Source organism: Prauserella rugosa, from assembly GCF_000719975.1.
GTDB lineage: Bacteria > Actinomycetota > Actinomycetes > Mycobacteriales > Pseudonocardiaceae > Prauserella > Prauserella rugosa.
In genome coordinates this window covers 22,313-38,616 of record NZ_JOIJ01000027.1, presented here as the reverse complement: position 1 = coordinate 38,616, position 16,304 = coordinate 22,313, and the positions used below count along the sequence as shown (strand labels likewise).

11 protein-coding genes are annotated in these 16,304 nt (G+C 69.6%); 10 read left to right on the top strand and 1 reads right to left on the bottom strand.

Annotated elements, in window-relative coordinates; genetic code table 11:
• Positions 1 to 185 precede the first annotated feature (185 nt).
• The 4 genes from tkt to IF64_RS0123060 all read left to right on the top strand — a co-directional run bounded on the left by tkt (position 186) and on the right by IF64_RS0123060 (position 5,541).
• Positions 186 to 2,318 carry a transketolase gene (gene tkt, locus IF64_RS0123075; RefSeq protein ID WP_030534275.1) on the top strand — a complete coding sequence of 711 codons (2,133 nt, stop codon included), beginning with the start codon at positions 186 to 188 and terminating at the stop codon, positions 2,316 to 2,318.
• A 212-nt stretch (positions 2,319 to 2,530) separates the two neighbouring features.
• Positions 2,531 to 3,118, top strand: coding sequence for a 6-phospho-3-hexuloisomerase (hxlB, locus tag IF64_RS0123070; RefSeq protein ID WP_030534274.1), 588 nt, complete (start codon positions 2,531 to 2,533; stop codon positions 3,116 to 3,118).
• Between the two features lie 60 nt (positions 3,119 to 3,178).
• On the top strand, positions 3,179 to 4,162 hold the full coding sequence (gene glpX / locus IF64_RS0123065) for a class II fructose-bisphosphatase (RefSeq protein WP_246134764.1): 984 nt from the start codon (positions 3,179 to 3,181) through the stop codon (positions 4,160 to 4,162).
• Positions 4,159 to 5,541 (top strand): ATP-dependent 6-phosphofructokinase, encoded by a 1,383-nt coding sequence (locus tag IF64_RS0123060; protein ID WP_030534272.1) that lies wholly within the window; start codon positions 4,159 to 4,161, stop codon positions 5,539 to 5,541. Before glpX ends, IF64_RS0123060 begins: the two co-directional genes overlap by 4 nt.
• A gap of 34 nt (positions 5,542 to 5,575) precedes the next feature.
• On the opposite strand, the gene IF64_RS0123055 is transcribed toward IF64_RS0123060, so the two are convergent.
• Complete coding sequence (locus IF64_RS0123055; RefSeq protein WP_030534271.1) at positions 5,576 to 6,418, bottom strand: IclR family transcriptional regulator; 843 nt, start codon at positions 6,416 to 6,418, stop codon at positions 5,576 to 5,578.
• 273 nt (positions 6,419 to 6,691) lie between these two features.
• Between IF64_RS0123055 and mtrA the strand changes: the two genes are divergently transcribed.
• The 6 genes from mtrA (at position 6,692) to secA (ending at position 16,236) form a co-directional block, all read left to right on the top strand.
• Positions 6,692 to 7,369, top strand: coding sequence for an MtrAB system response regulator MtrA (gene mtrA, locus IF64_RS0123050; protein WP_030534270.1), 678 nt, complete (start codon positions 6,692 to 6,694; stop codon positions 7,367 to 7,369).
• Positions 7,370 to 7,376: 7 nt separating this feature from the next.
• Positions 7,377 to 9,077 (top strand): MtrAB system histidine kinase MtrB, encoded by a 1,701-nt coding sequence (gene mtrB, locus IF64_RS0123045; protein ID WP_030534269.1) that lies wholly within the window; start codon positions 7,377 to 7,379, stop codon positions 9,075 to 9,077.
• Positions 9,074 to 11,095 (top strand): LpqB family beta-propeller domain-containing protein, encoded by a 2,022-nt coding sequence (locus IF64_RS0123035; protein ID WP_051758102.1) that lies wholly within the window; start codon positions 9,074 to 9,076, stop codon positions 11,093 to 11,095. Before mtrB ends, IF64_RS0123035 begins: the two co-directional genes overlap by 4 nt.
• A 61-nt stretch (positions 11,096 to 11,156) precedes the next feature.
• A complete protein-coding gene (locus tag IF64_RS0123030) occupies positions 11,157 to 11,891 on the top strand; it encodes a ComF family protein (protein ID WP_246134763.1) in 735 nt (244 codons plus the stop codon).
• 437 nt (positions 11,892 to 12,328) lie between these two features.
• On the top strand, positions 12,329 to 13,087 hold the full coding sequence (hpf, locus tag IF64_RS0123025) for a ribosome hibernation-promoting factor, HPF/YfiA family (RefSeq protein ID WP_030534267.1): 759 nt from the start codon (positions 12,329 to 12,331) through the stop codon (positions 13,085 to 13,087).
• A 308-nt stretch (positions 13,088 to 13,395) separates the two neighbouring features.
• On the top strand, positions 13,396 to 16,236 hold the full coding sequence (gene secA / locus IF64_RS0123020; RefSeq protein ID WP_030534266.1) for a preprotein translocase subunit SecA: 2,841 nt from the start codon (positions 13,396 to 13,398) through the stop codon (positions 16,234 to 16,236).
• Positions 16,237 to 16,304: the final 68 nt, after the last annotated feature.

The following is a 16,304-nucleotide window of genomic DNA, read 5'->3' as shown; positions in this document are numbered from 1 at the left end:
CCGGGGCGACCGTGGCCGTGGCCGGCAGCGCGATCTACAACGCCCCCGACCCCGCCGAAGCCGCCAGCCAACTCCGCAAACGCGCCAACACCTGAGGCGACGACGACCACACCGGCGGGCAGGCGTACGGCGCCCGCCGGTGTGGCAAGGCCACGAAGAACTGACATCAACAGGAGTGCGTTTCGATGGCAGCAAACGAATCGGTCTCTCAGCACCGTGTGACCCAATCGGCGGACGAGGTCGTTCGCCTGACCACCAAACGGATCCCCCGTGACTGGACCGAATTGGACCAACGTGCGGTGGAGACGGCCCGCGTGCTTGCCGCGGATGCGGTCGAGCGCTGCGGCAGCGGGCATCCCGGCACGGCGATGAGCCTGGCTCCCGTGGCGTATGCGCTGTTCCAGCGGGTCATGCGGCACGATCCCGCTGATGCGCAGTGGATCGGCCGCGACCGGTTCGTGCTGTCGGCCGGACATTCGAGCCTCACGCTCTACATCCAGCTGTTCCTGTCCGGTTACGGGCTCGAGCTCGACGACCTGAAGGCCCTGCGCACGTGGGACTCGCTCACCCCAGGGCATCCCGAGTACGGCCACACCACGGGTGTCGAGACCACGACCGGTCCACTCGGTCAGGGACTGGCCAACGCCGTCGGGATGGCCATGGCGGCCCGTCGTGAGCGCGGCCTGTTCGACCCGGACGCCGAGCCGGGAACGAGCCCGTTCGATCACCGGGTCTACGTGATCGCCTCCGACGGCGACATCGAGGAGGGCGTCACGTCGGAGGCGTCCTCACTGGCCGGAACACAGCGGCTCGGCAACCTCACGGTGATCTACGACAGCAACGAGATCTCGATCGAGGACGACACGCACATCGCGCTGTCCGAGGACACCGCCAAGCGGTACGAGTCCTACGGGTGGCAGGTCCTCACGGTGCACGGCGGCGAGGACGTCGCCGGCTTCCTGGAGGCGGTCGAACAGGCCAACCGCGACAGCTCCCGGCCGACCCTGATCGTCCTGCGCACCGTGATCGGCTATCCGGCACCGACCAAGATGAACACCGGCAAGGTGCACGGTGCGGCGCTGGGCGCCGAGGAGCTGGCCGGGCTCAAACGCACGCTCGGTTTCGACCCGGAGCGGAGTTTCGACGTCGACGACGACGTGCTTCGCCACGCCCGCGAGGTGGCCGCGCGCGGCAGGGCCGACCGCGAGAAGTGGCAGCTCGAGTTCGACGCATGGGCGCGGAGCAACCCGGAGCGCAAGGCGCTGCTGGATCGCCTGCGCGCCCGCGAACTACCGCGCGACTGGGCCGCGGATCTGCCGGTGTGGGAGCCCGACCCGAAGGGCGTCGCCACGCGGAAGGCCTCGGCCGCGGTGCTGGCGAAGCTCGGGGACGCCCTGCCGGAGCTGTGGGGTGGCTCGGCGGATCTGGCCGAGAGCAACAACACCACGATCGAGGGCGCCGACTCGTTCGGTCCGACCGAGATCTCCACGAACGCATGGAAGGCCCAACCATACGGGCGCACACTGCACTTCGGCATCCGCGAGCACGCGATGGGATCAATCCTGAACGGGATCGCCCTGCACGGCGGAACCCGGCCGTACGGCGGCACTTTCCTGATCTTCAGTGACTACATGCGACCCGCGGTGCGCCTGGCCGCGCTCATGCGACTCCCGGTCGTCTACGTGTGGACACACGATTCGATCGGCCTCGGTGAGGACGGTCCGACCCACCAACCCGTCGAACAGCTGGCGTCACTGCGCGCCATTCCCGGGCTGTCGATGGTGCGACCCGCCGATGCCAACGAGACCGCGTACGCCTGGAAGGCCGTGTTGGAGGACACCACGGCGCCTGCCGGACTGGCGCTGACCCGGCAGAACGTGCCGGTCCTCGAAGGCACGTCGCCGGTGGGTGTCGCCCGCGGCGGATACGTACTGGCCGAGGCGTCCTCGGGCAGTCCCAAGGTCGTGCTCGTCGGCACCGGTTCCGAGGTGCAGCTGGCTGTCGAGGCCAGGGACGTACTCGAGGCGGACGGGGTGCCCACGCGGGTGGTGTCCATGCCCTGTGTGGAGTGGTTCGATCGCCAGGACCGGTCCTACCGGGAGCAGGTCCTTCCGCCGTCGGTGCGGGCCAGGGTGGTCGTCGAGGCCGGAATCGCGCAGCCGTGGCACCGGTTCGCCGGCGACGCGGGCGAGATCGTCTCGCTGGAGCACTTCGGCGCCTCCGCCGATTTCGCGACGCTCTACCGGGAGTTCGGCATCACCGCCGAGACCGTGGTCGCGGCGGCGCGCCGCAGTCTGCGAGCCGCGCGCTCGGGCTGAGGGCGGCCCGGTTTCCGCGGTCCGGTATTCGACTATCCCAATCACGCGATAATACCTGCAAATGCCGGGAACCTTGCTTCCCGGCGTGTTGCCGGTCGATCATTTTCATGACCTTCTCCATCGCGCGGAAGGCGATTCTCTCCGGTGGTTCGGCGTAGCTCGAGCACCGGCCCGGTCGCACTCGACCGGTTTCGAAACTGGAGGTAATTCCGTTGACCAAGTCGATTCCGAAGGCGTTCGACGAAACACTGTTCTCGGACGCGACACGTGCGGTCGTGGGCGAGGTGGACCGGGTGAGTGCGGCCGTGCAGTCCGCGGCCTGGATTCGAGCCGGGGCGCTACTGCTCGAGGCGCCCGCGGTGTTCACGGTCGGGACCGGCCGGAGCGGCCTGGCCCTGCAGATGGCCGCGATGCGGTTCATGCACCTCGGATTGGCCACGCACGTCGTCGGCGAGACGACCGCACCGGCCATCGGGCCGAACGACGTGCTGGTCGCGGCGTCGGGATCCGGGTCGACGAAGCGCGTCGTCCGGGCCGCGGAGACCGCCAGGGAACAGGGTGCCGAGGTGATCGCCCTGACCACGGCTCCCGGGTCCGCGCTCGCCAGGATCGCGACGGAGGTCCTCGTGGTGCCTGCCGCGGACAAGCAGGACTTCGACGGGAACGCCTCCGTCCAGTACGCGGGAAGTCTGTTCGAACAATCGGTACTGCTGATCACCGATGCGCTCTTCCACGCTCTGTGGAAGACGAGCGGAACGCAGGCGCGGGAACTGTGGCGCCTGCACGCGAATCTCGAGTGAGAATGCGTTCGCGTATGTCGCCGTGGTTCATCTTTTCCGCAGAAAACTGAGCAGGAGACCATGATGCAGTCTCGGAACGAGAGCGTGCAGGTGAATCGCGGCGACATTCATGCGTTGGAGGCCGTCGCGTTGGAGGCGACCCGTACCGCCGCGGTCGCCAGCTACGCGTGGGTCGGCCGTTACGACCAGGACGCGGCCGACGCCGCGGCGACGAAGGCCATGCGCGAGGCGCTGGCCGGTGCGCCGGGGCGCGGGACGGTCGTCATCGGGGAGGGTGAGAAGGACGACGCCCCGATGCTGTTCAACGGCGAGGTCGTGGGCACGGGCGCCGGCCCCGAGTTCGACATCGCCGTCGATCCGCTCGAGGGAACCTCGTTCTGCGCCAAGGACCTTCCCGGTGCGCTGGCGACCATCGCATTCGGACAGCGGGGCACCCTGTGGTCGCCGGGACCCGGGTTCTACATGGACAAGATCGTGGTGCCGCCAGCGGCGGCCGGCAGCATCGACCTCGACGATCCGCCGGAGCAGACGTTGGCCAACGTCGCCAAGGCACTCGGGAAACAGGTCGGCGAACTGCGCGTCATGATCATGGACAAGCCGCGGCATCGGGACCTGATCCAGCGCGTGGTGCGCGCCGGTGCGTCGGTGCAGACCCCCGCGGGTGGGGACGTCGGAGGGAGCCTGGCCGTGCTCCTGCCGTCCCTCGACATCGATCTCCTCCTCGGGGTCGGCGGCACTCCCGAGGGAGTCATGACGGCCGCCGCGGTCGGCGCACTCGGTGGCGGCATGCTGGGCAGGCTCGCGCCCCAGCGCGACGAGGAGGCCGATGCCATCCGCGCCGCCGGAATGTCTCTCGAGCGCATCTACCGCTGCGACGAACTCGTGACCGGCGACGCGTTCTTCGTCGCCACGGGAGTCAGCGGTGGCCACCTGCTCGGGCGCCCGCAGATCCACGAGGGCGAGGTGAGGGCGGAGTCGCTCCTGATCTCGCGCAACCAGATTCGCCGCATCAGCCACACGACGTTCGACGAGGAGCTTCGGTGACGCTGCAGTTGGACGACCTTCGGGTTCGCCGTCTCGGTGAGTGTCGATATGACTCGCCGCTCTCCGAGATGCTCACGACGAAACAGACCTCTCCGCACTACGTCGCCGAGGGCGACCGGGTGCTGCTCGAGGACACCGTGTCCATGCTGGCCGGGCACGACCTTCCACCCGAGCAGGTCCCGAGTTTCGAGGCCGCAGGCCCGCGCAGGAAGGTCTACTTCGATCCGTCGTCGGTCACGGCCGGAATCCTGACGTGCGGCGGGTTGTGCCCGGGGCTCAACAACGTCATCCGCGGCCTCGTGCAGGAACTCGCCGTGCACTACAAGGTGAAGCGCATCGTCGGGTTCCGGAACGGACTGCGCGGTCTGACGGCGGAGTACCGCGACGACACCGTCGAGTTGACCCCCGAGCACGTCCGCGACATCCACAACGCGGGCGGCACGATCCTGGGCAGCTCGCGCGGCAACCAGGACCCCGACGAGATGGTGGACAGCCTCGTCGAGCACGGCATCGACGTCCTGTTCGTCATCGGCGGCGACGGGGGGATGCGCGCCGCGACGTGCCTGAGCAAGGCGATCGAGGCGCGCGGACTGGACATCGCGGTGCTCGGCGTGCCGAAGACGATCGACAACGACCTGCCCTTCACCGATCAGTCCTTCGGGTTCCAGAGCGCGTTCGCCAGTGCGATGGACTTCATCTCGTCGGTCTCCGTCGAGGCCGCGGCCAGCCCGAACGGTGTCGGTCTCGTGAAACTGATGGGCAGGCACTCCGGGTTCATCGCCGCCTACGCCGCGCTGGCCGCGAACGGCGCCGACATCGTTCTGATTCCGGAGATCCCGTTCGCGCTCGACGGGCCCGACGGGCTGCTGGCCTACGTGGAACACCACGTACGGGAGAAGGGGTTCGTCGTCATCGTGCTGGCCGAGGGGGCTGGGCAGGATCTGCTCGACGAACCGGGCCTGCCCGGCAGGGACGGCCTGGGCACCGACGCGTCCGGGAACGTCAAGCTCGGCCGGATCGACGACCTGCTCAAGCAGCGCATCACCGACCATCTGACGGCGGTGGGCCTCGCTCCCACGATGCGCTACATCGACCCGAGCTATTCGATCCGCAGTGTCGTGGCGAACGCCTACGACAGCGTGTACTGCCTACGGCTGGCCCACGCGGCGGCCCACGCGGCCATGGCGGGCAGGACCGAGATCGCCGTCGCACGCTGGCGACGGCGCTTCGTGCACGTGCCGTTGTCGCTGATGACCAGCCGCCGGAACCGGGTCGACCCCGACGGCGACCTGTGGATGTCGGTGCTGGAGACCACGTGCCAACCCGCGGAGTTCGGCGTGCCGCGGGAGCGCAGAAGGACGCCTGCCGGGTTCTGCTGACCGGGTCCGGCCGGCGTGGGGGCTCGCCCGCGTGTCAGGTCGGGAAGTGCCCGAGCTGTGCCGACAGTTCCATGGCGGCGTCCCGCATCGGGCCGATGATCTGCCGGATGCGCTGGCGAGAGAGCCGGTACGAGGGACCCGAGGCGCTCATCGCGGCGATCACCGAGCCACCGTCGCCGTAGATGGGCACCGAGACGGCGTGCAGCCCGAGTTCGAACTCCTCGAAGCACGCGGCGTAGCCGTCCTCGGCGATGCGCGCCAGCTCCCCCGCCAGTTCGTCCCGCGAGGTCGTGGTGCGCGGGGTGTACTCCTCGAGTCCCTGTTGGAGCATCTCCCTGCGCTCGGCCGGGGTCATGTACGCCAGCAAGACCTTGCCGCTGGAGGTCGCGTGCAGCGGGGTGCGCCTGCCCGTCCAGTTCTGCGCGGTGATGGAGGCCGAGCCGAACGCCTGGCTGATGTTGATCGCGATGCCGCCGTCGGCGACCGCGATGTTGACCGTCTCGCCGAGGGAGTCGGCCAGGTTCTGGCAGGTCTGGTTGCCCAGCTTGGCCAGGTCCATCCGGCTCGTGGCGGCGCCGGCGAGCCGGACGATGCCGAGCCCGATCGTGTACTTGCCGCGATCGCTGACCTGCTCGACGAGGTTGCGCATCTCGAGAGCCGACACCAGCCGTGACGCGGTCGACTTGTGCACACCGAGCTCGTCGGCGATCTCGGTGATCCCCGCTTCGCCGTCCTTGGCGAGGTGCTCGAGGATGCTGACCGCTCTGTCGACCGACTGCACCGGACTCTTCGGTTCGGCGTCGGGCCGCGGCGGTTCGGCGGCGAGGGAGTCGTCGGAGTTCCGGGCGGCGTGAGGGGCAGCATCGGAGTTCCGCATAGCGCAACACTAACGGCCATGCTGCCGAGAATCGCCCCGTTCGGCGGTAGATGTGAGTTATCACCTTGTTAAAGGTGCGGTCACGGTCGCCGAGATCTGCCGGGTGCGGTGCGGTCGGGGCATGCTCGTGGTCCGTTCGGCGTAATCGCGGGGCCGTGGTTCCGCCCGGATCCGCGGCGGTCCGTGTCCGCAGGCGGTGTCGAGGGGGCCTGCGGACACGCCGACGTCGGGTCTCTCGCAGCCTTCGCGCATGCGGGTGCGAATATGTTGCGCATGAAGGCACGTGTGCTGGTCGTCGACGACGACCCCGCTCTCGCGGAGATGCTGACCATCGTGCTGCGCGGCGAGGGCTTCGAGACGGCGGTGGTGTCGGACGGTTCCCGGGCGCTGCCCGCGTTCCGCGAGATGAAGCCCGACCTGGTGCTGCTCGACCTGATGCTGCCGGGCATGAACGGCATCGACGTCTGCAAGGCCATCCGCGCCGAGTCGGGCGTCCCCGTCGTCATGCTCACCGCGAAGAGCGACACGGTCGACATCGTGCTGGGCCTCGAATCGGGCGCCGACGACTACGTCGTGAAGCCGTTCAAGCCCAAGGAGCTCGTCGCCAGGGTGCGCGCGCGGCTGCGTCGCAACGACGCCGAGCCCGCGGAGTCGCTCACGATCGGCGATCTGACCATCGACGTGCCCGGCCACCAGGTGACGCGGGCCGGCGAGCCCATCTCGCTGACCCCGCTGGAGTTCGACCTCCTCGTGGCGCTGGCCCGCAAGCCGCGCCAGGTCTTCACCCGCGAGGTGCTGCTCGAGCAGGTGTGGGGCTACCGCCACGCGGCCGACACGCGCCTGGTGAACGTCCACGTCCAGCGCCTGCGCTCGAAGGTCGAACGCGACCCGGAACACCCCGAGGTCGTGTTGACCGTGCGCGGTGTGGGCTACAAGGCCGGCCCACCATAATCGTCGTATGAAGCAACGCCTGACCGCGCTCGGCAGGGCACTGCTGGCGCTGTCTCGCCGGGTCGCGGCGTTCGGGCGGCGCAAGGGCACCGCGTTCGGGGAGCTGTGGCGGCACTCCCTGCAGTTCCGGGTGACGATCTCGACGTTGGCCATGTCGGCCGCCGTGGTGTTCGTGCTCGGCATGGTGCTGCAGAACCAGATCACCGATCGCCTCATGACCACCAAGGAGGACGCCGCGAGCGCGCAGCTCGACGTCGTCGTCCGGTCGGTGGAGAGCGAGCTCGTCGGGGACGCGGGGCAGGACGACCAGCTGCGTGACCGGCTCACCAACGCCGTCAACCGCATCACCAGCAGTTCGATCGCCACCCAGGACGCGGCCAGCTCGGCCGCGGGCGCGTTCGAACCGGTCCTGGCCGCGGGCGAACCCGATCAGCCCGCGAACCGCACCATCTCGGCAGGCCCCTACGAGAAGGTCTCCGACCGGCTCAGGGATTTCGTCGAGACCAACGTCCGCGCGAAGGAGTTCCACACCGCGGGCGGCACGACGTACCTCGCCGTCGGTGCCCCGATCACCACGACGACGCGTCCGCTGCAGCTGTACCTGCTGTTCCCCCTGACCTCCGAGCAGAACACGGTCACGACGGTGCAGAGCACGCTCGTGGTCGGCAGTTTCGCGCTGCTGGCGCTGCTGGCGGGGATCACCAACATCGTCGTGCGCCAGGTCGTGCAGCCGGTGCGGCGTGCCGCCAGCGCGGCCGAGGAGTTCGCGCACGGGGATCTGGATCGCAGGCTCGAGGTCATCGGCGAGGACGATCTGTCCAAGCTCGCCGTGTCGTACAACGAGATGGCGGCGAGCATCCAACGGCAGATCCAGCAGCTCGAGGAGTTCGGCCAGCTGCAGCGCCGGTTCACCTCCGACGTCTCGCACGAACTGCGGACGCCGCTGACGACGGTGCGCATGGCCGCCGACGTGCTGCACGCCTCCCGCGAACAGTTCCCCGCCGGACTGGCGCGCTCCACCGAGCTGCTCACCGACGAACTCGACCGGTTCGAGCAGCTGCTGGCCGACCTGCTCGAGATCTCCCGGCTCGACGCGGGCGTGGAGGAACTGTCGGCCGAGGTGGTGGACCTGCGCCCGATCGTCGAGCGGGCCGCCGAACAGGTGCACGCCATCGCGGACTCGACCGGCAGTCCCGTCGAGATCGACGTACCCGACCACGAGGTCACCGCCGAGGTCGACGCCCGGCGCATCGAACGCATCCTGCGCAACCTGCTCGCCAACGCCGTCGACCACGGGGAGGGCAGGCCCGTGCAGGTGCGCCTGGCCGAGACCCGCGAGCAGGACGACGAGGCCACGGGCGCCGTGGCCGTGACGGTCCGCGACCACGGCATCGGACTCCGGCCCGGTGAGGCCGAGCTCGTGTTCAACCGGTTCTGGCGTGCCGACCCGTCCCGCAACCGGCGCACCGGCGGTACCGGGCTCGGCCTGGCCATCAGCCAGGAGGACGCCCGTCTGCACGGTGGCACACTCGACGCGTGGGGCGAGCCCGAACACGGTTCGTGCTTCCGCCTCACGCTGCCGCGTCGCGTCGGTGCCGAGTACACCGAGAGCCCGTTGCCGCTACCGCCGGAGGACTATGTCCCGGTGCGGGCCACGGGCGCGGACGCCGAGGTGGCGGTGGACGTCCAGCCAGGGGAGACGGTGTGAGTGCACGGCAGGCCCTCCGCAGGGCACACGGGCGCCGGACCGGCAGGGCGCGGCTGCTTGCGCTGCTGATGAGTGCCGCGATGGCGGCCGGCTGCGCGGCGATTCCCAACGAGTCGCAGCCGGAGGCGTTGCCGCAGCAGCGTCCCGGCAGGGCCACCGAGGCGGTACCCGAACCCGCGCCCGGCCTCGATCCGCTGACGCTCGTGCGGGAGTTCGTCGAGGCCAGCGCCGAGCCCGCGGCCGACTACGCGGCCGCGCGTGCCTACCTGTCGGAACGTGCGCGGCAGCAGTGGCACCCCGACCAGAACGTCGCCGTCATCGAGGACGAGTTCAGCACCGTCTACGGCGAGGCCGAACCCGACGTGCCCCGCGGCGACTCCTCCGGGGACTCCGGCCGTGGTTCCGACGGTGATGCCGGCGGTGGTTCCGGTGGTGACTCGGGGGATTCCGAAGGGGACTCCGGAGGAAGCCCGGGTGACGACGGCGGAAGCGGACCGCCCCGGGGCGACCGGCCGGCGCAGACCCCTCCTGCCGCCCCGCCGAACCCGGCCTCACCCGCCACCGATCCGCCCACCACGGCGCCGACCACCCCGACCACGTCTCAGGGCCCGCCCGAACAGGTCATCACGGTGCGTGGTGGCCACGTCGGCAGGCTCGGCGGCGACGGCGCCTTCATCCCCTCCGACGAACCGGTCGCCCAGAGCATCCTCCTGCGCAAGGAGGACGGCGAATGGCGCATCGTCGACCCGCCGCAGAGCATCATGATCACGGCGTCCGACTTCGAGGAGACCTACTTCCGCGTGCCCGTGTACTTCGCGGCACCGGAGACGAACGTGCTCGTGCCCGACGTGCGCTACGTCGTGGCAAGGCCGCAGTCGGGCCTGCCTGCACGCGTGGTCGACCTGCTGCTGTCCGGTCCGTCGTCCGGCCTGGCCGGTGCGGTGCGCAACCCGCTCGGGGACACGGCCTCGCTCGAGACGAACGTGACCACGACCAGGGACGGCGCGTTGTCGGTGCCGCTCACCGGGGTCGGCGACCGGAGCAGGCAGGACCGCGAACTCATCGCCGCGCAGGTCGTCCGGTCGTTGCAGACGGTCACCACGAGTCGCATCCGGCTGCTGTCGGACGGCAGTGCGCTCATCGACGGCCACGCCGACTGGCGGCCCGGCGAGCTGCCCGCCTACGAGGCGGCCGCGACCCCCAGCTCCGATCTGCCCGGTCTCATGGTCGCGGGCGGACGAATCTACTCGCTCGGCAGCGGAGCACCCATCGAGGGTCCCGCCGGCGCCGGGAACTACCGGGTGCAGAGCGCAGCGCAGTCCCTCGGCGGTGACCAGCTCGCCATCGTCGAACAGGCGGGCAGGGACGTGCGCCTGCGGGTGGGGCTGTACGGCGAACAGGCCCAGCAGGTCGACGTCGACGCCGAGTCGCTCACCCGCCCGACCTGGTTGCCCGCGACCACGCGCGGCGAACAGTCCCGAGAGGTGTGGACGGTCAGCGGCGGCGAACGCGTGCTGCAGGTCGTGCCCGACGGTGAGGGCCGCTGGGTGGCCCAGTCGGTCAACTCCGCCGAGATCGCTCCGATGGGCGAGATCACCGAGCTGCGGCTGTCCAGGGACGGAACTCGCGCGGCGATGATCGTCGACGGCAAGGTCGTGGTGGCCGCCGTGGTCCGCGACACCGAGAGCCGCACGTCGGTGTCGCTGCGCGCCCCGCGCGTGTTGCAGGGCGACGACCTGTCCGACGCCGTGGCACTCGACTGGAACGGCCAGGACACGCTCGTCGTGGCGACGCGTTCGGAGTCGCGGCCCGTGCTCAGGGTGCCGGTCGACGGACTGCGGATCGACCAGTTCAACAGCTCGAACCTCATCGCCCCGATGCGCGGCATCACCGCCGCTCCGGGCAGGCCCACCGTCGTCGCCGACGCCACCGGTCTGTGGACCGCCAGCGACCTCGGGGACGTGTGGCGTCCGCACGACCAGCGCTCGCCGGACGCCGTGCCGTTCTATCCCGGCTGATCGCGCCCGGCGGGAACCGTCCGTCGGGAAGTGTCGGGGGTCGCGGGCAGGGTGGGTCCCGATGTGGAACAGGGGGAGGGCCGCCCACGAGGCGGCGGAAGCGGCAGCAGCGGTCCCGGCCTGGCGATCGTGGGTCTCGCGCGGCGAGCGGCTGGGTTCGGCACTGGCCGACCTGGTGCTTCCCGAGGACTGCGCGGGCTGCGGAAGGGCGGGCACCGTGTGCTGCGCCGAGTGCCGGAGCGTGTTCGACACACCCGAGCTCGTCGCCCGTGGTGCGGGTACGCACGCGCTGACCCGCTATCGAGGGACCGCCCGCGCGCTCGTCGTCGCGCACAAGGAGCACCGGCGCAGGGGGCTGACCGGGCCGCTCGGCGACGCACTGGCGGCCGCCGTGCCGCATCTGCCGACCGCGCGCCCCGGCCCGGACGGCACGTGGTGGCTGGTTCCGGTGCCGTCGAGGCCCAGCGCGGCCCGGCGACGCGGTGGATCGCACCTGCTGGCGCTGGCAAGGCGGTGCGCCGCGACGCTGCACGCCGACGGCCACTCCGTCGCCGTCGCACCGGCCCTGCGGCTGGCGGCGGGCGCGCGGGACGCCGTCGGCCTCGATCGCACCCAGCGTGCGGCCAACCTGGCCGGTCGCCTTCGCGTGCGGGAGGACGCCTGCCCTCCGCGCGGGACGCCCGTTGTCCTGCTGGACGACGTCGTGACCACGGGCGCCACGCTGTCGGCGGCCAGGGCGGCGCTGGCCGGGGCCGGCGTGCCCGTCGGCGCCGCGTTGACCCTCACCGCCGCCTAGGTTGACACGATCGGGTGCCGGGGAACCCGCTTCGCGGGTCCGTTCGTTGGTGAGATATGAGGAGCGTGATCGTCACCGTCCGCCAGACGGATGCGCGTCCGTTCGCGGGTGGCCATGCGCCGTTCACCCCGACGTTGCTCCGATCGAGGTCCCGAAAGGGGTTGCACACCGGCTCTCCGCTTCGCTCGGTGACCGCGATTCACCGTCCGACGTCCCCCGCACCGGGGGCTGTTGTCGAAGCCGGAACCGGGCTAATGTGCACCGCTAACAGCAATTCCCGGCAACAGGGAGGTGGCCAGTAAATGTCCCTGGCGTCGGCGGAAAGCTGAAATCCCCGGAATTGATGCACAGGTCTGCCTAATCGACCGTGATCAATTTCTTCTCCCCGGCGCTGGTGTTCACCGCAATAGACTCGCAGTCCGCGAGGGAGGTCGCGTATGGATATCGTCGTCAAGGGCCGTAACGTGCAGGTTCCGGACCACTACCGCGAGCACGTGAGTGAGAAGTTGGGGCGCCTCGAGCGGTACGACCGCAAGGTGATCCGCTACGAGGTGGAGCTTTTTCACGAGCCCAATCGGCGTCAGTCCAAGAACTGCCAGCGTGTCGAAATCACGGGTAAGGGTAAGGGCCCTGCCATGCGAGCGGAAGCGTGCGCAGGCGATTTCTACGCCGCGCTCGACGCCGCGGTGAGCAAGATCGAAAATAGGATGCGGCGAGCTCACGATCGCCGAAAAGTACATTATGGGCGCCGCGCACCGGAGTCGGTGGCCGAGGCGACCGCGGGCGGAGTCGACGGACGCGCGGGTGGCGGTCTGGCCACGGCCGTCATGGACGCCCCGTCGGAGTCCGAGGCGGGGACGGCCGACGCGGCCATGACTGATTCGGCGATGTCGGATTCGGCGATGACCGAGAACACCGACGGCACGATCCGCCTGCCGTCCCAGCGGCACGACGACCGCATGGACTCGTCCGACGACATGCCGGACGACCGTGGCGACCTGGCCGACGACTACGGCCCCGGTCTCATCGTGCGCGAGAAACAGCACTCGGGCGTGCCGATGACCGTCGACCAGGCGCTGTCGGCGATGGAGCTCGTGGGGCACGACTTCTATCTCTTCAACGACGCCGACGCGGGCAAGCCCAGCGTCGTCTACCGCAGGAAGGGGTTCGACTACGGCGTCATCCGCCTCGGATGACCCTGTGACCGGGGAGGCGGCCCGCACCGGCGAGGTGCGGGCCGCCTCGCTCTGTCCGCACCCGCGGCGGCCCGGCGTGTGGTGGGTGTGAACTGCGGGTGCCACTTTCGTCGCGCTCTCACCGCTATGTGGGGAGTTGACGGGCCCACGTCGCCACGCCGTGTGCGCTGGGGGCTGGACCTTCCCTACGATGGGACGGTGTCGTGTGGCCTCGGGTGTCCCCGCCGGCCGGGCGCGGCGCACCCGGCTGCCCGGCGCGGCCCGGGGTGGCGCAGGAAAAAACGAACCAACTAGCGAGGTCGACCCGGATGCTTCTGAACCGCCTGCTCCGCGCGGGCGAGGGCAAGATGGTGAAACGGCTCAGCCGTATCGCGGCGCACATCAACACCCTCGAAGACGACGTCACAGGCCTCTCCGACGCCGAACTGGCCGCCAAGACGGACGAGTTCCGCAAGCGCTACGCCGACGACGGCGAGTCCCTCGACGACCTGTTGCCGGAGGCGTTCGCCGTGGCGCGCGAGGGCGCACGCCGGGTTCTGGGCCAGCGCCCCTACGACGTCCAGCTCATGGGTGGTGCGGCGCTGCACCTCGGCCAGGTCGCCGAGATGAAGACCGGTGAGGGCAAGACGCTGACCTCGGTCATGGCGGTCTACCTGAACGCGATCTCCGGCAAGGGCGTGCACGTCGTCACCACCAACGACTACCTGGCCAAACGTGACGCCGAGTGGATGGGCCGCGTGCACCGCTTCCTCGGGGTGTCGGTGGGCTCGATCATCGCCGACATGCCGCCCGCGCAGCGCAGGGAGGCCTACGCCTGCGACGTCACCTACGGCACGAACAACGAGTTCGGCTTCGACTACCTCCGCGACAACATGGCGTGGAGCCTCGACGACTGTGTCCAGCGCGGCCACAACTTCGCGATCGTCGACGAGGTCGACTCGATCCTCATCGACGAGGCGCGGACGCCGCTGATCATCTCGGGCCCCGCCGACCAGTCGTCGCGCTGGTACGTCGAGTTCGCGCGCATGGCGCCGCTGATGGCCAAGGACGTCCACTACGAGGTCGACGAGCGCAAGCGCGCCGTCGGTGTCACCGAGAAGGGCGTCGAGTTCGTCGAGGACCAGCTCGGTATCGACAACCTCTACGAGGCGGCCAACACGCCGCTGGTCGGCTTCCTCAACAACGCCCTCAAGGCGAAGGAGCTGTACCAGAAGGACAAGGAGTACATCGTCCGTAACGGTGAGGTCATCATCGTGGACGAGTTCACCGGTCGCGTCCTCGCAGGCAGGCGCTTCAACGAGGGGATGCACCAGGCGATCGAGGCGAAGGAAGGCGTCGAGATCAAGGCCGAGAACCAGACGCTGGCCTCGATCACGCTGCAGAACTACTTCCGCCTCTACGACAAGCTCTCCGGCATGACCGGTACCGCCGAGACCGAGGCGGCGGAGTTCCACCAGACCTACAAGCTCGGTGTGGTGCCGATCCCGACGAACCGGCCGATGATCCGCTCCGACGAGGCGGACCTGATCTACAAGACGGAGCAGGCCAAGTTCGAGGCGGTCGCCGAGGACATCGCCGAGCGACACGAGAAGGGCCAGCCGGTGCTGGTCGGCACGACCAGTGTCGAGAAGTCCGAGCACCTGTCGAAGCTGCTGCTCAAGCTCGGTGTCCCGCACGAGGTGCTGAACGCCAAGCAGCACCACCGCGAAGCGCTGATCATCGCCAAGGCGGGCCGTCGTGGCGCCGTTACGGTCGCCACGAACATGGCCGGTCGCGGTACCGACATCGTGCTGGGCGGCAACCCGGACATCATCGCCGACGAGACGCTCCGGGAGCGCGGGCTCGACCCGGTGGAGAACTCGGAGGAGTACGAGGCCGCGTGGCCGAAGGTGCTCGAGGAGGTCACCGGGGACGCCAAGGCCGAGGCCGACGCCGTGCGCGAGGCCGGTGGTCTGTACGTGCTCGGCACCGAGCGGCACGAGTCCCGGCGGATCGACAACCAGCTGCGCGGTCGTTCCGGCCGTCAGGGTGACCCGGGCATGTCGCGGTTCTACCTGTCGCTGGGCGACGAGCTCATGCGCCGGTTCAACGCCTCCATGGTCGAGACGGTGATGAACCGCCTCAACCTGCCCGAGGACGTGCCGATCGAGCACAAGATGGTCAGCAAGGCCATCAAGAGCGCTCAGACGCAGGTCGAGCAGCAGAACATGGAGATCCGCAAGAACGTCCTCAAGTACGACGAGGTCCTGAACCAGCAGCGCAAGGTGATCTACGCCGAGCGCCGCCGGGTCCTCGAGGGCGAGGATCTGCGTGATCACGTGCAGAACATGATCCGCGACGTGATCACCGCCTACGTCGACGGCGCCACCTCCGAGGGATACGCCGAGGACTGGGACTTCGAGAAGCTGTGGACGGCTCTGAAGACGCTGTACCCGGTCTCGCTCGACTGGGAGCAGCTCGTCGAGGACGACGAGGACATGAGCCCCGACCGGCTCAGGGAACTCGTGCTCGACGACGCCAACAAGGCGTACGCGGCGCGCGAGGCCGAGCTCGAGAGCACGGTCGGCGAGGGTGCGATGCGGGAGCTGGAGCGCCGCGTCGTGCTGTCGGTGCTGGACCGCAAGTGGCGTGAGCACCTCTACGAGATGGACTATCTCAAGGAGGGCATCGGCTTGCGGGCGATGGCGCAGCGCGACCCGCTGATCGAGTACCAGCGCGAGGGCTACGACATGTTCACCGGCATGCTCGAGTCGCTCAAGGAGGAGACGGTCGGTTTCCTGTTCAACCTGCAGGTCGAGCAGGCCGAGCCGAAGAGTGACGCGCCCGCCGCGGCGGAGAGCCCGGTCTCGTCCAGTGCATCGGATTCTTCCGGCTCCTCCGGTGGGCGCAGTGGCAGGCACGCACGCCCCGCGCCCCCGCAGCCGACGGCCGAGCGCGACGCGGCCCCCGCCGCTCTGCAGGGCAAGGGGCTCGACGGGAGCACCCCGCAGGCGCTGACCTACTCCGGTCCCGCCGAGGGTGGCGGCGTCGAGGCGCGCGGTGCGGCCGAGTCGGCGAAGAACAACGCAGGCTCGGGTGGCTCGCGACGCGAGCGGCGCGCGGCGGCCCGTGAAGAGGCCAAGAAGAACAAGAAGTCGGCGAAGAAGTAGTCGCTTCCCGGTTCCGTGTGCGGGGCCTGTCGGGAGAACCCGGCAGGCCCCGCACACGTTCGCGGGCG